We start from the raw sequence: 22448 nt of genomic DNA, 5'->3' as shown, positions 1-22448 counted from the left end.
TCATAACTCCATATTATGAATTGTTGCTATCTGCATGTTTCTTGATCCATTTATATAAGGTTGTCTTTGGTATGTTATATTCTACTATTATTTCATTTTTAGTTTTAATTCCAGTTGTAATCATCTCTAAAATAAAGTCTACAATATCTTTTGAATAGATATTTTTACGAAACTGAGGAAGCCCCGATTTTTTTTCGTTCACAAAACTCTTTTCATTAGATACAGGTGAGTAAAAAATAAGGTGCTGTGTATAAAGTCTAAAAAAGTCATACTGCAGTAATTTGCTCCACTTTAATAATAATTCACAATCCAAACTGCTACATTTTAACATTTCAGCTAGCTCTTTTTCAGAGCATTCAAAAAACTTTGAAATCCTAATTGTTTCAATGTTTAACTCTAAAATTCTTATTTGAATTAGTTCACCTATATGTATTTTTTTGAAATTGTAAATCATTAACTTTAATATTTAATTTTTCATAACAATCATTTTGAATCATTAATTTACAACCAAGCCTCTTGCTAAAACAAGAAGCTAAGGTTGCAAATTTTCAGTTTGTGCTTTTAGAATCAGTAATTAATTTTGTTCGCATAGAGCTTAAAATGATTAACTTTTGCAAATCTATTTTTATTTAGCCAGAGAAAATAATTTAATCAATACAAAGATTCTTACAGCTATTGTAGAAAAAGTTCTATTATTACTCGAATCTATTTGGCTGTAAATCTTTTCTTTACTACACATTAGGATTTTGCCCTTAATAGCAAATAAAAGTTTGCATTGTGTGTTGTATTTGAGATGCCTTAAAAGATACCATTCAAGGCTTGATTCTTGTTAAATAAAGCTACTGACTACAGTAGCTTTTATTATATATTTTCAATATACCTATCGAGCCTAGTGTCCACTAAAAATCATAGTTATAGGGTTCGACCAGACATATTTATTGGAAAATTTTTATATGTGTATAGTTTCTCTAACTATATTCACATTGATCTCAAATTTTTTCTTATGATTTGTAGAACTAATTTTTATCTGTTATAAACTCTTTCTACTGTTTAACTACTAGCTAAGTAAAAGCGAAGCGATAATTTTACTATTATTAAATTTATTGATTATGAAAAAAAATTTAAGTAGTGTTATCCTGTTATTTGTTTTCAACTTTGCAATATCTCAGGTGGGTATAAACACTTCAAACCCGCAGGCTATCTTTCATATTGACGGCGGAAAAGACAATCCTTCAGCCGGTGTTCCCACTCCAACCCAACAAGCCAATGATGTAGTGGTAACACAACAAGGACGGATTGGAGTTGGCACTAACACCCCGTCCAGTAGTCTTGAAATAAATTCTTTCCAGGCTAACAGATCGGGTTTAAAGTTTACCAATCTTACTACAGCTTCTCCTTTGTCTTCTGGAGCTACTTTAGGTGTTGATGCTTCTGGAAATGTTATTACCGTACCTGGAAGCGCATTTGTCCCAGCTTATGGGAGGGCTGTATTAGGCGGTTCTGCGAACATTGCAGCAGGAACAACAAACTATAATCTGATGAGCTTTACATTACCTTCTGCAGGAACATACCTTGTTACATATAGTGTCCGTGGAGAGATCCAGGTCGTAGGAGGATACGGCGCCCTGGTCGGATTTTTAAGCAGTGCAGCTTCCGCCGGTTCTGTTATTCCCAATACAGAAATTCTAATTGTATCATCATTTGATGCCAGCAGACAAGTTATTGGAGGTACGGGAACAGGATCTTTAGTGGTAACTGTTAATGGACCCACTACCTATTATGTAGGTATAAAGTCTAATCAGCTTGCAGGAATAATATTTGACAATGCTGATGGAAGAACATCAGTTAATTACGTTAAAGTTACTCCATAAGTTAAAGTATTTATCTAGTATTCAAATTACTACTCAAAACTGAATGTCAAAAATTAAAAACCAGAACAAACTATTTTTTGTTCTGGTTTTTTATAGGTGTCTTTTTTATTTCGGTTGTTTATTTATTTGATTTAGTGTTAACTATTGTACGGATTAATTGCATTCTCATAAGATAAATATAACCTTACAGAAGTTAATCATTTCAGTTTCACACCGCTGATTAATAGATGATTCTAAAAACGCAAAACTCAAACTTTTGCATCTGTACTTCTTCATAGAAAAGGCTTGCCAGTAAAATGCCGATATTAAGAAATATTTATTACTAAAAATGGTACTACATTGAAACATGTTGATAGTCATCATTCTCACATATCGACTTATAAAATTTAAAGATAGTCAGTCCATAACAATTCTATGATTAATAGATGAATAAAGCAAAAACTCATGAAGCTCTTTTATAAAATCTTGTTAACTGTACTGATATAGCCCATGAGTGTATAAGTATATATATTCTTGTTCGCACAATACCAATAAAACTGATATAAAACTTTTAGCAAAGATAAAGAGTTAGTATTCATCTCAGAATTAGCCAATATTCATCAAAGTAATTTTGAAAAAGATAATTGACCTCTGTTATAAGGAAACTAATTACATTATTACATTAACATAATTTTTTAATTGAGGCAAAACTTAATTCTGTAGGAGTGTGCTAAAAAATTCTATTGTCTGCAAACTGTTTATGGTTTAAAATGCTGAACTACCTGTATTTACGAATGTAGTAATATTTCGATCTGTTTGTAGTAGTATTTAGCTGGAGATTTACATCATTGTGCATTCCTACTGTATATCTTTACCAAAATTATTCTTTAAAGGTACAATATATGTTAGTTAATCTATCTGAATTAAATCACTAATTGGTGACTTAAAATAGCGTTCAGCTATCAAGTTTGGTCTTTAAATTTAATTTGTCGTACATCAAAATTCTAACCTACCATTAACATATTTAAATATTGCAATGAATTTTAAAACTTTTAATGAACATGAATCACACAGTAATTCTGCTGGCCGCCAAATCGTAAAAAATAATCAAATCAATGTAGAGGAAATTTTAAAGGAAATTATTGGTGAAATTCTGAATATTTCGAGTGCATCGATAAATACGGCCCTACCATTTCTTGAGTATGGATTACGGGGACAAGCAGCAGAAGTGTTTACCAATCATATTAATGAAAGACTGAATATACAACTAAAGTTGGTCGATCTTTTCAATTATCCTACGATTCTTTCTTTATCGAATGTTATTTCTCAGGGTAATTTTGCTGAAAAAGCATTAAGAGAAGAAGCACAGAAATTAAGTCTTTCGCCTAACAATAATGGCGACTTAATCGCTATTATAGGGATGAGCGGAAAGTTTGGATCAGCTGATTCTGTGGATAAATTCTACGATATTTTAAAAAATGGGGAGAGCCTTATCGAAGAAGTTCCTGAAAATAGGTGGAACAGTTCAGAATGTTACACTAGTCGTAATAATGATGATGCTCAAAAGACCTATTCCAAGTGGGGATCTTTTCTTAAAGATATTGATAAATTTGACCCTGCTTTTTTCCATATTTCGGGGCGTGATGCAGAAGTAATGGATCCTCAACAGAGAATGTTTTTAGAGGAAACATGGAAGGCAATTGAAGATGCAGGCATAGATTCTGATCAACTTAAAAATCTTCGTTGCAGTGTATTTGCCACTTGTGGACTTAGTGATTATGAAGGTGCTAAATCTCCAGAAGCATCATCATGGTGGGGGAACGATCCGGCGATTTTTGCCGCAAGAATGTCTTATTTCCTGGATATAAAAGGGCCTGCCATTTCTGTCGACACAGCATGTTCAAGTTCGTTAACTGCAATTCATTTGGCATGTAATAGTTTAAAATCGGGAGAAAGTGATATCAGTATTACTGGAGGAGCTTGGGTGCAGTCTGGTTCGTCTTTTTATAAAAAGGCATCCAGGGCTAAAATGCTTTCCGCAGATGGGCAGTGTTACACGTTTGATACCAGAGCAAATGGCTTTGTACCTGGTGAAGCGGTAGGAGTCATTATTTTAAAACGACTTGAAGACGCTGAAAAGGACGGCGATAGAATTCACGGAATCATAAGAGGGACATATATCAATCAGGATGGCTCTACAAACGGGATTACCGCACCTAGTGGTTTGGCACAATTAAACCTCTTGAAAGATGCCTTTAAAAAATTCAGTGTAAATCCCCAAACTATCGGATGTGTGGAAGCCCATGGAACAGGAACACGTCTCGGGGATCCAATTGAATTTGAAGCGTTAGATACCGCTTTTAAAAGCTTTACAACAGAAAAGAAATTCTGTAGTCTGGGAAGTGTCAAAACAAATATGGGGCATGCAGTAATGGCTGCAGGTATATCGGGAGTTATTAAAATGGTCTTGGCCATGAAAAACCAGCTGCTCTTTCCCACACTGAACTTTCAAACTCCTAATAAACTTATAGATCTTGATAATAGTCCATTTAAAATACAAAACTCTCTTGAGACATGGAGCCACCATGGAAATGAGCCAAGAAGATCTACGGTAAGTGGCTTTGGCTTTAGCGGAACTAATGTAGTTGTAATTTTAGAAGAATACCAGAAACTTCCTAAAAATATCTTCATAGAAGGCCCAGCTCTTATCATATTATCAGCTAAAACCCAAGACCAGCTGAAATTAATCATTGAAAATTTAAGAGCACATTTAGAAAATTTTCCGCAGACACATCTTCACGATGTGGCATACACGCTACAAACAGGCAGGAAAGTTATGGAAGAGAAATTTTACTTTGTCGCAGAAAGTATCTCAGATTTAAAATATCAATTAGAACAAGAAATAAATTTTTCAAAGAGTACTTATTATACTCACTTGACTGATAAACAGATTCGGGCAGCTTTTACTAATAAAAATTGGAATATGATAGGAGAAGCTTGGTTAGCAGGACAAAAGATCAACTGGCAGGAATTGTATGTTGAAAACCGCCCCTCGAAGATCAGCTTACCATCTTATCCTTTTACAAAAAATTCCTATTGGTTTGTTTCGGAAAAGATTGCAAAAACACAACTATTACATCCTCTAATACATATCAATACATCGGATTTTTCGGGACAGCAGTTTACAAGTTCTTTCAATGGAAAAGAATTCTTTTTCTGTGATCATAAAATACATGGTCACCCTATACTTCCTGGTGTTGCTTATTTAGAAGTAGCACGCGCTGCGGCAACTTTAAGCCAGGAAAAAAAAATAGTGGGAGTACGAAATGTTAATTGGATAAGTCCCATTGCTGGTGATGAAAAAGAAATTGAAATTAAAATAAGTCTAAAACAAAACGGACCTGATATTTATTATACGATGGAGTCAGGAAACGGAAACGATAAACTAAAGTCCAACGGGATACTTTTTTCAGAAAAGCAAATAGCCGATCCAGTGGACCTTGCTTACCTAAAAACGCAATTCAGTAGTGGTTGGAACAAAGAAACCTGCTATACTAATTTTAAAAGTATAGGTCTGGATTATGGAACAGCTTTTAAAGGAATAGAATTTCTTTTCATGAAAGAATCAGAGGCACTTGCACAGATATACATGCCTTCGGTAAAAGATATTCAATGGAATGTGGGAGCATTGGATTCGGTACTTCAATGCTGTTTGGGATTAATGGTTTCGGATGGCAAGCGAAATTTAACATTACCATTCCACCTTGGAGAAATGATACTTTATTATGAATTACCCGAAAAGTTCTGGTGCCATGTTGAGAAGCAGAATAAAAGTCATAATGATAAACTAACTGTTTTTGATATTGTCCTGCTTACTGAAGAAGGAGTTGTAATTGGTTCACTTAAAAATTTGAAATTGGCACAGGTAGAAGCTTTGGTACTTCCGAATAATGCTACAGAAACTATTGAGTCTGTATCAAATACAAAATCTCCGTCTATTCAATCACAACATGCTACGCTTAAAGAACTGGTAACTGACCTCATTCGGCAGTTCGTAGCCGAAATTGTTAAGTTTGAAAAAAAATCGATTAAGGCTGATAAGGATTTTATGAGTTTTGGCTTTGATTCAAATATGCTGGTCAGACTATCTTCCGAACTTAATAACTTTTATGGTATTCAATTAACTCCCGCACTATTTTACACTTATACATCAATTAATGAGCTGGTAGATTTTCTTCTTGAAGATCATAGTGCCGAACTTCAAAATCAACACGGCATCATTGAATCTTCTACGGAAGGGCATACTGTACCTCTAGAAAATGAAATCAAAAGTTCGCCTTCGTTTAAAGAAACAATAGCTGAATATGATGACAATGCAATAGCAATAGTAGGAATTTCCGGTCGTTTCCCCGGATCAGAAAATCTCGAAGATTTCTGGTTAAAGCTATGTAATAAGGAGAATATGATTTCTGAAATTCCGCAGGATCGCTGGGATTGGAAAGCCATACACGGAGATCCTATGGTTGATTCATCTAAAACGACGGCAAAATGGGGCGGCTTCATATCTGACATTGATAAATTCGATGCTTTATTTTTTGGCATCTCACCTGCTGAGGCTGCTTTGATGGACCCGCAACAAAGAATTTTTATAGAAGCTGTTTATACTGCCCTTGAAGACGGCGGAATAAAGCCATCAGATCTGAAGGGAACAAATACTGGTGTTTTTGTGGGAGCTTGGACAAACGATTATGGAATGCTACTGCAGGAATCTGAAGACTTATATCTTCAAGGACATATTGCCAGTGGAACAATGCATTCGATATTGGCTAACCGCATCTCATATTTACTGGATATTCATGGTCCGAGTGAACCAATTGACACTGCATGTTCTAGTGCCCTTATTGCAATTCACAGGGCAGCGGAAAGCATTCGTTCAGGGAAATGCACGATGGCCATTGCTGGCGGAGTGAACGCATTACTTTCGCCCGAAACTACTTTATGCATCAGTAATGCGGGTATGCTCAGTGATGATGGTAACTGTAAATCTTTTGATATATCAGCAGATGGTTATGTTAGATCTGAAGGAGTAGGGGTAATTATTTTAAAGACACTTCGCGAAGCTCAAAAAGACAATGATCAGATTTATGCAATTATCCGTGCAAGCGCAGAAAACCACGGTGGATCTGCAAATACATTAACCTCTCCCAATCCCTTAGCACAAAGAGATTTATTATTAAAAGCTTACCGGTCAGCGGGGGTAGATCCGTCCATGGTAACTTACATCGAAGCGCATGGTACTGGGACTTCGCTTGGAGACCCCATAGAAACGGAGGGTCTTAAAATGGCTTTTGATATTCTTTATAAAGAATGGAACAAAACGGCTCCCGTAAAGGCAAACTGTGGAATAGGCACTGTTAAAGCCAATATCGGGCACCTGGAATCTGCTTCCGGAGTGGCAGGAGTTATTAAAGTATTGTTAGCCATGAAGTATAGAATGCTACCAGGAAACCCTCTCCTTCAAAAGCCTAACCCTTATTTGAGACTTGATGACAGTCCATTTTATCTTCAAAAAGATACATCACCATGGCTGCCAGAAAACAATGTTCCGAGAGTTGCAGGGATAAGCAGCTTTGGTTTTGGAGGAGTAAATGCCCATATTGTGCTTGAAGAATACAGACCGAAATACGATAATTCTATGAGGATATCTGGTAAGAAGATTGTCCCTCTTTCAGCAAAAAACACAAGCCAGCTTCAGAAATATGCCAGCGGATTATTGAGTTATCTTGAACTGAACCCAGAATTAAATTTCCATGATGTTGCTTATACCTTACAGATTGGAAGAGAACCTATGGAAGAAAGAATGGCTGTGATTGCTGAAAATTTACAGGAATTATGCCATTACCTTGGAAACTTTTTGAATAAGGACTACAGCAATATTTTCATAGCTTTTGAAAATAAAGGCGCAGAAATATTTGAAGATCACATTATCATATCATCCAATATAAACGGTGACCAACTTAAAAATGTGGCGCAACTCTGGGTGGACGGCGCAGATGTGGACTGGAAAAAACATTATTCACAGGTATTTCCTTCGAAATTAAGCTTGCCAACTTATCCGTTTGATCGCAAAAGACATTGGTTTCAAGCTTATCAGAGTAAAGAAAAAACTCATTCCGTTTCTTTTTCACACCCAATGCTTCAGCACAATAACTCAACGGAAGAATTTTCTGATTTTTCATTCCGATTTACAGGAACTGAATATTATTTAAAAGACCACCAAGTCGAAGGAAGAGTTTTATTTCCTGCAGCGGCCTATTTGGAAATGATGTATATGACCTTAAGAAAGACCGCTCAAGCAGAAGCTTTTGAGATAACTGATGGAAAATGGTTGTTACCCTTATATGCTCAGCCTGAAGCGGCAGATTTGTCGCTTACTATCAATAATTATTCAAATAAATGCAATATCCAATCGCCAGTTGGAATCCATTTTGAAGGAAAAATAGATGTTAAAGAAGTTTTATCTTTTACTGAAAAGAAAAAAATACATGAACTTCAAGAGAAACTTAGTTTTCAACAAGAGGGGCAGTCTTACTATTCAATGTTGAATCAGTATGGATTACAATATGGCCCGGATTATCAGGGAATCAAAAAAATATACTATGATAGAGATGTAGTTTTAGCTGAAATTAACCATGAGCACAGATCAGAATTTTTTATTGACCCTGCTCTGTTAGACAGTGCTTTGCATTCTGTTGTAGCTGCGCTGATCCGGGATAATGATTGCAAAATGTTGGTTCCTTCAGGTGCTAGACTAATTAAAATATACAATGCATTTCCGTCAAAAATATGGAGCTATGCCAAAAGAAACAAGTCTCACCAATCCGTTTATTCTTTTGATATTACAGTTACTGATCAAGATGGAAATATTTTAGCCGAATTTTTTGAACTTATTCTTCTTCCCCTAAATAAAAAAGAAACAGTGAACAAAACTATGATTGAACAAAATCAGACTTATACGAGAATGTATAATTACACCTGGCGGCCAAAGCCTTTTTCTGATCGAAAGGGTACTTCGTCAATTTTCCATGAAGTAATAATTTTGGGAGCAATCAATGAAAGGATAGCCCATCTAATAAAAGAGGAGATGGATACTGAAGCTACTTTGGTTCAAGAAAAAAATGCTGAAGATATATTTATTCTCCTCTTGGAAAAAGTAAAAAAAATTAAGAAGGGAAAAATAGCATTAATATATGATTATAGGGATTATACGCAATATGCATATCTGTCCGGATTGTTAAAAACACTTCGTTTAGAAAATCCGTATGTCTCAGGAACAATAATAGGTATTGAAGATTTGCAGTCTACAGATGATTTTAATTCCATCTTAAATAATCTTATGCAAGAACAAGCAGTTGATACGGAAGTAATGTATTCTAAGGGATTCCGCTTTGTAAAACAGCTTATTCCGCTGCAGAATGATATACTCTCCGCTTCACTTGCTAAAACAGGAGGTGTTTATCTTGTTACAGGTGGAGCAGGCGGAATTGGAAGAATTGTAGCTGAATACCTTGCTCAAACTGAAGGTGTAGAGATCGTGACCGTTGGGCGTACACCTGCAAGTAAATTACAAACTTCCAAGCCTAATATTCACTATTTTTCATGTGATATTTCAAAAAAAGCCGAAGTGGCTGCCTTAATGAAGACAATAAAACTAAAATTCGGCAAGCTAACAGGGATTATTCATGCGGCGGGAGTAGTTCGTGACAGTTATATAGTTAATAAAACGAGATCAGAAGTTCATGACGTTTATACACCCAAAGTTGAAGGATTAAAAAATTTAGATCATGAAACTATTGACGAGGATCTCGATTTCTTTATCTTAATGTCATCCATTTCTTCGGTAGCCGGAAATACCGGCCAGGCCGATTACTCTTCAGCCAATGCATGGATGGACAATTTTGCTTCTTATAGAAATGATCTTACGGTAAAAGGCTTGAGATCAGGTGACACCATTAGCATTAATTGGCCTCTTTGGGCCGAGGGTGGAATGCAAATCACCGAAGAAACGGCAGAGATCCTTTATAAAAAGTGGGGAATGTTGCCTATGCCCAGCTCCGAAGGTATACAAGCCATGGAAGCAATACTTTCGTATAATAATATCAGCCAGGCCGTTGCCATTTACGGAGACAAAGACTTTTTGCCTGATGGTGATGTTATTTACGAAGAAAAGGCACATCATTTAACAAATACAAGTATCAGTGATGATAATGCTTTAGTTAAAACAAAAGTTTCGGATCATGTTCTCACTTTAATTGCAGAAATTTTAAATTATGAAAAAGAAGAATTAAGTACTGATTCTGCATTAAGCCAGTATGGCTTTTCATCTTATTTATTGGTAAAATTTTCTAATACGTTAAATACTTATTATGATATTAATGAACCTCCTAGTATTTTCTATAGCTATCAAACTATAGATGAGCTTGTTAACTTCTTATGGGAGGTACATAGAGATAAGCTTACTGCCAGACATGAAGACCATTCAAATGTAAATATCGAAGAAAATGAAAGTTCCGGGACCATTGATAAGTCCTTATTTGTACATCACGAAAGTCCTATCACAGAAAGAGAAACTGACGTAAAAGATATTGCCGAAACCCCTGTCATTATGCATGATATTAGAAGAATACCAGGAAACGTTAAGGAAAAAGAAACGCAAAACATAGAAAAGCATAGTAATGATGTCGCTGTAGTAGGAGTAGCGGGTCGTTTCCCAAATGCGGAAAATATTGAAGAATTTTGGGAACTCCTTCATAATAACGAGGATGTGATTACAGAAATCCCTGAAAGCCGATGGGATTGGAATAAATATTATGGCACCCCAGGTGAAGACCTTACCAAAACTAATGCAAAATGGGGAGGCTTTATTTCTGATATTGACAAATTTGACGCTGAATACTTTAATATTAATCCTAAAGAAGCTGAATTAATGGATCCCCAGCAAAGAATTGTTCTTGAAACGGTTCATACTGCCCTTGAAGATGCAGGAATAGCTCCTTCATCATTAAAAGGCAGTAATACGGGAGTTTTTATCGGAATCATGAATAATGACTACGCAGTTATGCTCCGCAGAACGCCTGCTGTGGCGAATCAGGCATACACTGCAATAGGAAATACGAATTCTATTTTGGCAAATCGAATTTCTTTTCTCTTGGGCCTTCATGGTCCTAGCGAGCCTGTAAAAACTGCTTGTTCAAGTTCTTTGATAGCTATTCATAGAGCTGCACAGAAAATTAAGAATGGAGACTGTGACGTTGCGATTGCGGGAGGAGTAAATGCAATTATGATTCCGGATACTACTCTTATGATAAGTAATGCTGGAATGTTGAGTAAAGACGGCCGATGTATGTCCTTTGACCAAAGAGCTAACGGGTATGTGCGTTCAGAAGGAGTAGGAATTGTTATTCTTAAATCACTGGAGAAAGCCAAAGAAGACGGAGATTTAATTTATGGCGTCATCCGCGGGAGTGCTGAAAATCATGGTGGAAAAGCAAGCTCCTTAACCGCTCCTAATCCGAAGGCGCAGAGAGATTTATTGGTTGAAGCTTATCGTGCGGCCGACGTTCATCCTTCCGAGGTAAGCTACATTGAAGCTCACGGAACGGGAACAGCTCTTGGCGACCCGATTGAAATTGAAGGCCTGAAAATGGCTTTTGAGACATTATACAAGGATAAAGCTGCGGTAAGACCAGCAACGGCTTTTTGTGCTATCGGAAGTGCAAAAGCTAATATCGGGCATACAGAATCAGCATCAGGAGTTGCTGGTCTTATAAAGGTATTAATGGCATTTAAATACCGGACCTTACCGGGTAATCCTCAATTAAAAATACCTAATCCTCACCTTAAACTCAATAATAGCCCATTTTACCTTCAAAACCAAACTTCTCCCTGGAGTGTAGATTCTGATAGTCTGAGAGTTGCGGGAATCAGCAGTTTTGGATTCGGAGGTGCCAATGCCCATATTGTACTTCAGGAATATAATAGTATACGGGACAAAGCTATTGAGGATGGGCCCGCAGCCATTGTATTATCGGCTAAAAATAAACAGCGCTTGAAAGAGTATACACAAAAATTAAAACGCTATATAGTATCAGATGCTTCACTAAATATACATGATATAGCCTATACTTTACAGACTGGCAGGGAATTTCTGGAAGAAAGAATAGGCTGGATAGCAAAAGATATACAAGAGCTGATCGAGCAAATGGAGAGCTATATAAAGGGGAATGAACCACTTTATAGCGGAAATACCACCCAAAACAAATCTTCATTAAAAATCCTAAATGAAGCTTTTAATGATCAAAAGAAAATAACATTGCTTAAAGAAGAAAATTATAACGAACTTCTAAGCTTATGGTGTATAGGAGTTAGTATTAATTGGAAACAGTTGTATGCCGGAAAAAAGGTTACAAAAATAAGGCTTCCCACTTATCCTTTTGAGAGAAAAAGTTTCTGGTTTAGCAATACGTATAGTGAAAGAGCCAAAGACGGAATGTCACAGCACGGAATGTCCACGTCTCTTACTGAGAAATTGCGTGAAATCGTAGCAGATACGGTTAAAAAACCTATAAATGCAATTCAGATAAATGATGATTTCTTTGATTTCGGACTAGACTCGATTTCCGGGTCTGAATTAATCCGAAAAATTAATATAGAATTGAAAATGAAAATAGATTTTCCAGTTTTATACACCTATACTACCATAGAACATTTAGCTGAATTTTTGAAGCAGGCAATATCAATAAGTGAATAACCCATCATATTTAAATCGTATAGAAATGAAGACAATAATGTTTCCTGGTCAGGGTTCACAATTTAAAGGAATGGGAAAACATCTTTTTGACAGATACCCGGAAGAAACTGCGCTAGCTTCCGAAATTTTAGGCTATGATCTTAAGCAATTATGCCTTGCAGATCCAGATAAGAAGCTTAATTTAACACAATACACACAACCTGCATTGTTTGTAGTAAATGCTTTGGCATATAAGGAGTTTCTTAAAAATGAAACACCTCCGGACTACCTGATTGGCCATAGTCTTGGAGAATATAATGCTTTACTCGCATCAGGAGTGTTTGACTTCGAAACGGGTATAAGACTTGTTAAAAAACGAGGTGAAATTATGGCGGAAGCTAAAGGAGGAGGAATGGCAGTTGTTTTAGGCATTACTATTCAAGATATCAAAAATGTTTTACGTATTGGAGGATATGATCAGATCGATATTGCAAATTATAATACTCCGACACAAACCGTTATTGCTGGCCCGTCGGATGATGTTACAAGAGCAATAAGGGATTTCGAAAAAATGGATATAAAGATTATTGCCTTGAATGTGAGTGCGGCTTTTCATTCCCGGTACATGAAAAATGCTTCTCAATTATTTACGTCATTTTTAAAGCAGTTTCGTTTTTCTTACATGCAAATACCTGTTATTGCCAATAAAAATTCTCAGCCGTATAAGAATGAACAACTTATAGAAATACTTGGAGGACAAATTGATAGTCCGGTTTTGTGGACTGATACTATTTGTAGTTTAATTGACAAAGGGGTTAATCAATTTAAGGAAATCGGAGGAACTTTTTTAACAAAAATGGTGGAAGATATTCAAGCTTCTGTTAAATCTGGAAATGCAATTAAACCAACAATCAACGGCCAGCAAAATTATAGCTTAAAAAAGAGGCGGATATTTCTTTTGCCGTTTGCGGGCGGAAATCGGTATTCCTATCAGTTCTTATTGCCGCATCTGAAACATTTTGAGGTAAGATCTTTAGAATTACCAGGCAGGGGCAAGCGAAGTAACGAACCTCTTGTATATTCTTTTTTTGATGCTATGGGAGATATTTACCGACAAATCAGCAAAGAAATTGAGCCTAATTACGACGTAATTTATGGTCATAGTTTAGGAGCAATTTTGGCCTATTGGGTCACCTACCGGTTGGAAAAAAATCAAAAAAACCCTGCAAGTCTTGTTGTTAGCGGTGTTCCTAGGCCAACAATTATTCAGACGGATTCGCTTAAAGCGGTTCATAAGCTTCCTCGCAAAGAATTTGTGGAAAAACTGGTTCGAATGGGGGGAATGCCAAAAGGATTTATAGAAAGCGAAGAATTTTTTGATTATATAGAACCTATCCTCAGGGCAGATTTTAAATTGCTTCATTCTATAAGTGATTGTAAAGTAGGTAGCATACAAACTCCTATTATTGCTGTAATGGGAACTAAAGAATCAAAAGCCAATCAGATTGAAGAATGGAGGAATTTTACTGAAGGGCATCTGGAATGTCATCATCTCGAAGGCGATCACTTTTTCATAAATAATCATCCACAAAGAATTGCAGAATTAATTTCAAAATCATTATAATGAATAACATAAAAACTTTACTACCCCAAACTTTTCTCGCACTTGAAGACCTTAGGAAAAATGATATCTATCTTCCACAAATGGATCGGGATACAATAGTTGTGGATTTTTTTCCTGAAACCATTCCTCAGTTAGTTCAATGCTTATCTGATATTACCGCAGCGTTCTATGGCGGAATGTTGAAACAAGCAGGCGACCTTTTTGGACCTGAAGCAATTAATCAACTTTCAACGTCTTTTTTTTATAATTTAGGGGCTACTAATGCTATGAATAACCTTAGCAAGAGGCCCGAATTAAAATCTGGTCTGCCTGACACTGCAAAAATACTAATAGCAACAATTTTTACTTCAAGTCCTGAATACAGCTTTGAATTTATTGAGCTTGATGACCAAAAACTTGTTATGCTGATCAAAGGGCAAGATCGATATCATAGAATTGCCCGGAGTTTTAATATCGAAAATAATTTAACATGGCCTGTAATAAAGCCTTTTATAGAAGGTATTTGCGCTGGAATGAAATTAAATACTTCCTGCAAAATGGATGTATTGAAACTTAAAGAAAACAGTACCTGTCTTTATAAATTATCAATTACGTTAAATAACTAGTGTGCCTGAAAGAACAGTCATCTTTCCTATAGCAAGGGAAAAGGAAATTTTTAAGATCGCCTTTTGCTTTTCGGAATATTCATTTCCTGAGTTATTAACCGTAAAAAATGAATTTCTTCATCCTAACGAGTTATCTGTTTTTGACAGTTTTGAAGTTAAAGAGAGACAATATTCATTTTTACAAGGAAGGTATGCGGCTAAAAAAGCTTTGGCAAATCTTAAGAATTACTTTTTGTTAAAAAATATATTAATTGAGAAGGGAATATTTTATCAGCCTATTGTCAAAAATATTCTTTTTCAAAATATAAATATTAGTATATCCCATAGTGACCGTTTTGCAGCTGCGTTAGCATTTCCTGAAGATCTTGTAGCTGGTATTGACATAGAACTTATCGACGACGAAAAAGATTGGTGTGCTATTTTCCAATGGAACGATTGTGAGAAAGAATGGATTAAGGAATTCAACAAAATTGAAGTTGTAATGTGGTGTAGTAAAGAAGCTTTAGCCAAAGCACTTAAAACAGGCTTCACTGCTGCATTAGATATTTTTGAAATTTCACATGTAGAACAAGGTATGGCGCACTGGATCGTAAAATTTAAGTATTTTCCGCATTTTACAGCCTATAGTTGGCAAATTAATGCCTGTTGCTTTTGTATTGTTTTACCAGCCAACTTAGAGATTAATCTTCCGATATTGATGGCATCAATTCAAACTAGATAAATTAATTGTAATAAAGACTAGATATGTAGCCAAGAGATAATGGTATAATTAAACCAAAGCAAACAAACTTTGCTTTGGTTTTGTTTTATTGATCTTTTCGCCACTTGTAAAACGGATCACGCAATACTATTTCTTCTATTTTCTAAAGCCGTCAAAGTCTTTTCGAAACAAAATAGGTTATGCCTAGCTGTTTAGATTTCTTCAAATAGCTTAATGACAGCAACGTTCTTAATAGTCTTTATTGTTATCTCAAATATGTTCAATTACCTATGATTAATGAAAGTTGGTAATGATCTCCACCTGGAGGAAGTATATAAAATTTGCAGTGGTATTTCAATTACTATCATTAGTAAGTTGCTGATCCATTTATTATGAACATTATCTGCAAAAGCTATTTGCTCTGTAGTTGTTCTGTCTGAGGTCATATTTTGGAAAATAAAATAAGTAGTTAATTGTTAGCAGTATTTTTATCCAGCCGCTCGTTGCAATTATTTTGTCAAACTTCATTGGCGCTGCCATTGCTATCGCTGTTGGATTGATGTTACCAAGAACAAGAGCAGAATTACCGTTTGTTAAAGAGCATCCAGATTTACCGGCAGACGAGAAACTTCAATTTAAGCTGTATTGCACGATAATGATCCTCCAGTTAATGTGAAAATTATGATACAACTCTGAAGATCAGGTGCATGTGCATTATTGACGATTCAATAATAACAATTGCCTTTTTATTTGAAATTTAAATTCATAGTAATTATTTAATATTATTAAATTTGCCATATTAAACAAATATTAAAAAATATCTTTCCAGGAACTAGATGTTATTATTGTAAAGGGTAAAATACCCTAATGAACTGTGGATTATGAGAGAACTGATAGTTATAACGGCACTTTTTTTCACTTTGCAGCTTTTTGGCCAAAAATATACCTCGGAATGGTATAATAATGCTAATGGCTTGCCACAAAACAGTGTCAAGGATATTGTTAAGGATAAGTTTGGATTTTTATGGCTTTCTACAGAAGATGGAATTGTTCGGTATGACGGTTTGGATTTTATAACTTATAAGGACCCACATCTTTCTAACTTTAATTTTTGGAATTTTTCAGGAAATGTAAATGATGATAACATTTATGCTTATAATTTACAGGAGCAACAACAGGTAACAATAAATAAACGAAGAATCACTGTCCAAACTCCTTCCCCTGAAGATCTAAATAAATTGGGGGTCCATAGAAAATATGATAAAAATGATTATCTGCTGGTTAATAAAAACACAGTCTTTGAACGATCCCTGTCGAGGTTTTTCATTCGTGTTTCATCAGGTGTCTATTTTATTGACCTAAAAAAACAGACAATATATTTAGGAAACAAGACTTCACAGCCTAAAATAATCCCAGTTTCAATCGACAATATTAACGATGTTTTTGTACATAATAATTTTCTCTTTGTCCGTGACCCAAAAAATAAAAGGGTAGTCAAAATAGAAAATGGAAATTTAACTACTGTAACTGCAAATGATCTTATTTTTAGTCCTCACATCAAAATTTACTGGCAACAACTTTCTGGTCAGATAATATTGATCAACCGAAATACGATTTACACAATAAAATATATAAATGGTACTTTACAGTCTACATTATTGTGTAGACTTCAAGATACGGATTGGCCTGCTGTTTCTTCTATCTATTATGATGAGCAGTTTAAGAAAATTTATTTGGGTACGGTGAATAAAGGATTGCGCACGATTAATCTCGTACCTTTTTATACGCCAAGAAATTCCTCCTTTACGAACGAAATTTATTATACAGCCCTTCCTTTTGGTTACCATACAATTATCAATACTCAAGGTCGGGTATATAATCAACATCACTTGGTACAAGACTTACATTTTTCAGATTCCAAGGATAGTTATACAATGATTTCTGATGATTCACATAACTTTATATATGTAAACAATAACAAGGTTTATACAAGATATTTCGCAACTAATTACCAAACGGCTTCAGTCCGTAAGTTTGGTTCTAAGGTAACAGCTGTTTATAAGGATCAGAATAAATATGCCCTAACCTTTTATAACGGATCAAGCTATTCTTTAAATTTATATCATGATTCTTCGTTTCAAAAACTGTATTTTTCTATAGTACTTAGTAAATCAATTAACTGTATAAGGTTTTTTAGCTCAGACCAAATTTTGGTGGGATGTTCTGACGGTCTATATTTAATTTCAATATCCAGAAAAACGATCCAAAAAATCAAATCAGTATTATTGGATATTAAGAATATAACTTCAACAACAGATGGTAGCTTTTGGATTATATCAAGAGGTAAAGGCTTTTACTTATTAAAAAATCTTCAACTTATAAAAATGCCTGATGACCCGCAAAAATATTTGTCCTCCTTACATACCATTTTGGAAGATCAGTATGGTTATTTATGGATTCCAACCAATAATGGATTATTTAAAGTGTTGAAAAGGAGTCTTACCGAATATGCTAAAGATCGGTCCGGAAAGGTTTACTATTATCGCTATACACAAAATGACGGCTTTTACACCAATGAATTCAATGGAACAGGTTCTTCTTCTAATACTGTAACATTAAAAGACGGTAATATTGTCCTGCCGTCAATGGAAGGATATGTTTTTTTCAATCCGTCAGCTATTCCCAGCTATTATCCAAAGGCAAAAGATTTCTATATTGAAAGAGCAGTACTGAAAAATTCTAAATTAGTGCAATTTAAGGATCGTCTATCTTTAGATAACAATTTTGGGCGCGCTGAAATCCTCATTGATATCCCTTATTTTGCTAATAATGAAAATCTCTATATTGAAGCTGCCCTCCAAAGTAACAGTAAAGGTATGAACTGGGATGTAGTGAAAAACCGGAAGTACAGCATCGACAACCTTAAACCGGGAGCTTATACTCTTAATATCCGTGTGTTAATTTCACCTACCGGAATTTTTGCATATAAAAAAATAGGTATTTCAATACACCCAGCCTTCTATCAGACTATTTGGTTTAAAGCTTTAATAACATTGTTGTGTGTAGCTTTAATAATATTTTTCGTTGCAGTAAGAACAAAGTTGCTCACCACTAAAAATAGTCAATTAAAAAGGATTGTACATCATAAAAATAATGAATTGAAAACCACTCACAATAAAATGAGAGATGAGGAAGAATACCAAAAAAAATTAATCCAAACAATTAACCATGATATTAGCACACCGGTCAAGTACCTTTCCATTATGTTACGACATCTACCTGAAATTGATGACCCAAAAATGCAAAAGGAAGTCTTTACAAGGTTGTCAAAATCCTCTGATGAACTTTACAAATTCACTCAGAATCTTAAGAATTATAGTGAGTTGTTTTTAATACACTCAGAAAAGCACCAAGAAAAATATTTCAATATTAATGATATACTTGAAGAGAAAAAAAGATTGTTCGAGGAAATAGCTTGGCAAAAAAATTCATTTATTTTAAATGCAACTCAGGGTAATATAAAAACGAACATTAATGAAACGATCATATCTGCAATCATTCATAATGTTTTGGATAATTCAGTTAAAAATACGGCAGACGGTAAAGTGCACTTATGTGCTGAAGAATCAGCAGACATCATTACAATAATCATTTCCGATACAGGTTCTGGAATAAAGGAATCATTGGCAGAGTATTATAATGCACTGAGCAAAGATGATGGAAATAGTAAGTACTTTTTGAAGCCTTATGGAATGGGGCTTTATCTTGTCATATATTTGTTAAAAAAAATAGACGGCCAACTTTATATAAAGACGAATAAATCTCATGGGACTGAGGTCGTTATTACATTAAAAAAATAAGTTATGCAAAAAAGAATTCTTATTGCTGATGATCATTATGTAGTACTAATGGGAGCAGCGTTCAATTTGAAATCAGTTTATAAAGATCTGGAAATTGATTTTTCAGAAACTTACGAAGATGTAAAAGTGAAAATTTCAAAAAATAAATATGATCTTTTATTGCTTGACATAGGCATTCCCGGTAGCCTCTTCCATTTTATGATTAAGGATTTGAGAGAAATTTCTCCTCTTTTGAAAATATTGATGTTTACTGCACATGAAGAAAAAAAATCTCTAAAATATATTGACGAAGGGGCTAATGGTTACCTGAATAAAAGAAACAGTGAAGATATTATAGAAGCGGTACAAGAAATATTTCAAAACGGATACTACTATCCGCAAAGTTTGATTCGATTTATGATTAACAAGGAAGATCATACAGCTTTTAATTTGTCCAGAAGAGAATTTGAAATTTTAAGACATGTAGTCACTGGAGAAAGTACAACGAAAATATCGGATCAATTGAATATAAAAGCTTCGACTGTAAGTACTGTGAAAAAAAGAATACTTGCTAAATTCAAAGCAGCTAATTTAGCGGAGCTGATCAAAAAATATAATGAGACTTTTTAGCCTTTCTTCTATACATTATATGTGGGATAAGAGATGTTGTCTTACTATTTAATTGATAGTCAGTTCAATCACCGATCCAGTTGTTAGTTGATTTGAACTGGATTTTGTGTATATGTAATTATTTAAATTCCTCTGATTGAAAACCTTATAATCAACTTACTAATAGTGGATATTCTTGGGAATAATTTATGAATAATACGCAGTAACTTGTGATTCAAAGCATTGATTCATAATTGATAAGTCTAATTGATGACCCCTTTCTTTTCTCTTGTCGAAGGAGTGGTAATGCTGCTTATACCATTTTTAATCTGGTAATGAAACGCTCTAACCTCCTGTTTCAATGGATGGTTTAAGCATTATTCTGTATCCAATATTCCAATAGTACAATTTTTAAGAAAATCAGTAATAACTTGTATTGTGAGCTTTATAAAAACTTTTTGGAGGTATGCCATTAAGGGGTTTATTCTTTATTAAAATACAGTAGCATTTTTATATAAAGTTTAATCTATGGGGCATGTGTACTTAAATACCATAGCAATAGGGTTGTAACTTCGATATATACAGTCGAAATTGCCGACATTTGTGAAATTCCTTCTAACCAAATTCATATTAATATCAAATTTTTTTCATATATTTTGTAGAACTAATTTTCGTTTGTAATAAACTTTTTCTACTGTTAACTTTCTGCCAAATAAAAGCGAAGCTATAATTTTACTCTCATTAAATTATTGATCATGAAAAAAAGAATAAGTAGTGTTATCCTGTTATTTGCTTTTAATTTTGCAATATCTCAGGTTGGTATAAACACCACAAACCCGCAGGCTATCTTTCATATTGACGGCGGAAAAGACAATCCTTCAGCCGGTGTTCCCACTCCAACCCAACAAGCCAATGATGTAGTGGTAACCCAACAAGGACGGATTGGAGTTGGAACTAGCACTCCGTCCAGTAGTCTTGAAATAAATTCTTTCCAAGCTAACAGATCGGGTTTAAAATTTACCAATCTTACTACAGCTTCGCCTTTGTCTTCTGGAGCTACTTTAGGTATTGATACTTCTGGAAATGTAATTACCGTGCCTGGAAGCGCATTTGTTCCAGCTTATGGGAGGGATGTATTAGGCGGTACAAAGAACATTGCAGCAGGAACGGCAAACTATAACCTGATGAGCTTTACATTACCTACTGCAGGAACATACCTTGTTACATATAGTATCCGTGGAGAGATCCAGGTACTTGGAGGATACGGTTACTTGACAGGATTTTTAAGCACTGCAGCTTCCGCTGCTTCTGTTATTCCCAGTACAGAAGTTCTAATTGTGTCATCATTTGATGCCAGCAGGCAAGTTATTGGAGGTACGGGAGTTGGATCTTTAGTGCTAACTGTTAATGGACCTACCACCTATTATGTTGGTATAAAGTCAAGTCAGCTTGCAGGAATAATATTTGACAATGCTGATGGAAGAACATCAGTTAATTACGTTAAAGTTACCCCATAAGTTAAAGTATTTATCTAGTATTGAAATTACTGTGGAAATCAATGGTAAAAATTAAAAAAAACAGAGCAAATTTATTTTTGTTCCGGACCCTTACTTTATTAGTGATTTTTAATTTCTCATGATTAGTAATATAAATTCACTGTACAGCATATTCAGATTAATCCTCTGATTCTACCATAGATGCGAAAATTACTGTTACTAGTGTTCCCGCGATTGTCATGATAGTATATGCAGCACTAACTGTCAAACCTAAGTACTCCATAGCCATAAAATATTTATCTCCGTATAGTAACACTCCATTGTTGATTCATCGGTGTATCGGTTTTTGAAAATCTTCTATGTGCAGTAAAATAACTTCCTTTGTTCACTGGAATGGCTATAATGGAACAAATGTTATGAGATTTAAATAAATCAGAGTTGCTAAATGGTTAATTAGTACTATTTGAATTAAAGAATAGAAAATGGTTATTCTTTATGAGGTACATCATAGATAATTATTACAATTAGCTAGTTGGTTTTATTGAGTATTGTTAAGTTGCTATTTCAAACATCAATAGATGATGATGAATAGCTGTTTTTATGATACCAATCATAAAACAGCCACTGTTGTTTATTATAATTTTGTATGACACACCACAAAATATAATATTATGAAATTCGTATTAATAACCGTACTTATGGGTTGCTTTGTTATAAGTTGTAAAAAGCAACCCCAGCCTCAACCTAGACATATTGACAGTCTCAATACCGGAGATAGTATGGTTACCGGTTCAGCGCAAATTACACCTGATTCCGGTGACAGCACTCTTCCTATGGACAGTACTGCTTATGATGTAGATTCTATTAAAAAGAGTAAATAGTTTAATTGTAAACTACGTTTCACACACACACAGAATCAACTGTATAGATTTCTGT

Annotated in this window: 10 protein-coding genes; 9 read left to right on the top strand and 1 reads right to left on the bottom strand. The window is 34.7% G+C overall.

Translation table 11 applies throughout. The features are described from left to right. Nucleotides 1-13: 13 nt before the first annotated feature. A complete protein-coding gene (locus ACP3T3_RS06815) occupies nt 14-454 on the bottom strand; it encodes a transposase (protein ID WP_426479156.1) in 441 nt (146 codons plus the stop codon). Between the two features lie 655 nt (nt 455-1109). Here ACP3T3_RS06815 and ACP3T3_RS06810 point away from each other — a divergent pair. The 9 genes from ACP3T3_RS06810 (at nt 1110) to ACP3T3_RS06770 (ending at nt 22393) form a co-directional block, all read left to right on the top strand. Next, nucleotides 1110-1871 (top strand): hypothetical protein, encoded by a 762-nt coding sequence (locus ACP3T3_RS06810; RefSeq protein ID WP_426479155.1) that lies wholly within the window; start codon nt 1110-1112, stop codon nt 1869-1871. A gap of 1015 nt (nt 1872-2886) precedes the next feature. Continuing rightward, nucleotides 2887-12660 (top strand): SDR family NAD(P)-dependent oxidoreductase, encoded by a 9774-nt coding sequence (locus ACP3T3_RS06805; protein ID WP_426479154.1) that lies wholly within the window; start codon nt 2887-2889, stop codon nt 12658-12660. A gap of 25 nt (nt 12661-12685) precedes the next feature. Next, a complete protein-coding gene (fabD, locus tag ACP3T3_RS06800) occupies nt 12686-14263 on the top strand; it encodes an ACP S-malonyltransferase (RefSeq protein ID WP_426479153.1) in 1578 nt (525 codons plus the stop codon). After that, nucleotides 14263-14868, top strand: a complete 606-nt coding sequence (locus tag ACP3T3_RS06795; protein WP_426479152.1) for a hypothetical protein — start codon at nt 14263-14265, stop codon at nt 14866-14868. Before fabD ends, ACP3T3_RS06795 begins: the two co-directional genes overlap by 1 nt. Nucleotide 14869: 1 nt before the next feature. Beyond that, complete coding sequence (locus ACP3T3_RS06790) at nt 14870-15589, top strand: 4'-phosphopantetheinyl transferase family protein (protein WP_426479151.1); 720 nt, start codon at nt 14870-14872, stop codon at nt 15587-15589. Nucleotides 15590-16449: 860 nt separating this feature from the next. After that, entirely contained in the window at nt 16450-19428 is a 2979-nt protein-coding gene (locus tag ACP3T3_RS06785; RefSeq protein ID WP_426479150.1) for an ATP-binding protein, read from the top strand. Between the two features lie 3 nt (nt 19429-19431). Next, the gene (locus tag ACP3T3_RS06780) at nt 19432-20037 is read left to right on the top strand and encodes a LuxR C-terminal-related transcriptional regulator (protein ID WP_426479149.1); all 606 of its coding nucleotides are present in this window, start codon (nt 19432-19434) and stop codon (nt 20035-20037) included. Between the two features lie 734 nt (nt 20038-20771). After that, complete coding sequence (locus tag ACP3T3_RS06775; protein ID WP_426479148.1) at nt 20772-21533, top strand: hypothetical protein; 762 nt, start codon at nt 20772-20774, stop codon at nt 21531-21533. Between the two features lie 650 nt (nt 21534-22183). Further along, nucleotides 22184-22393, top strand: coding sequence for a hypothetical protein (locus ACP3T3_RS06770; protein WP_426479147.1), 210 nt, complete (start codon nt 22184-22186; stop codon nt 22391-22393). Nucleotides 22394-22448: the final 55 nt, after the last annotated feature.

Source organism: Chryseobacterium sp. CBSDS_008, from assembly GCF_049959325.1.
Classification (GTDB): Bacteria; Bacteroidota; Bacteroidia; order Flavobacteriales; family Weeksellaceae; genus Chryseobacterium.
Note: the sequence above shows the minus strand (reverse complement) of the source record. Positions and strands in the feature narration are given on the sequence as shown.

What these genes read in the sequence shown, in the direction of transcription:
- ACP3T3_RS06815 (WP_426479156.1), bottom strand. Translation starts at nt 454, where the DNA reads ATGATTTACAATTTCAAAAAAATACATATAGGTGAACTAATTCAAATA.
- ACP3T3_RS06810 (WP_426479155.1), top strand. Translation starts at nt 1,110, where the DNA reads ATGAAAAAAAATTTAAGTAGTGTTATCCTGTTATTTGTTTTCAACTTT.
- ACP3T3_RS06805 (WP_426479154.1), top strand. Translation starts at nt 2,887, where the DNA reads ATGAATTTTAAAACTTTTAATGAACATGAATCACACAGTAATTCTGCT.
- fabD (WP_426479153.1), top strand. Translation starts at nt 12,686, where the DNA reads ATGAAGACAATAATGTTTCCTGGTCAGGGTTCACAATTTAAAGGAATG.
- ACP3T3_RS06795 (WP_426479152.1), top strand. Translation starts at nt 14,263, where the DNA reads ATGAATAACATAAAAACTTTACTACCCCAAACTTTTCTCGCACTTGAA.
- ACP3T3_RS06785 (WP_426479150.1), top strand. Translation starts at nt 16,450, where the DNA reads ATGAGAGAACTGATAGTTATAACGGCACTTTTTTTCACTTTGCAGCTT.
- ACP3T3_RS06780 (WP_426479149.1), top strand. Translation starts at nt 19,432, where the DNA reads ATGCAAAAAAGAATTCTTATTGCTGATGATCATTATGTAGTACTAATG.
- ACP3T3_RS06775 (WP_426479148.1), top strand. Translation starts at nt 20,772, where the DNA reads ATGAAAAAAAGAATAAGTAGTGTTATCCTGTTATTTGCTTTTAATTTT.
- ACP3T3_RS06770 (WP_426479147.1), top strand. Translation starts at nt 22,184, where the DNA reads ATGAAATTCGTATTAATAACCGTACTTATGGGTTGCTTTGTTATAAGT.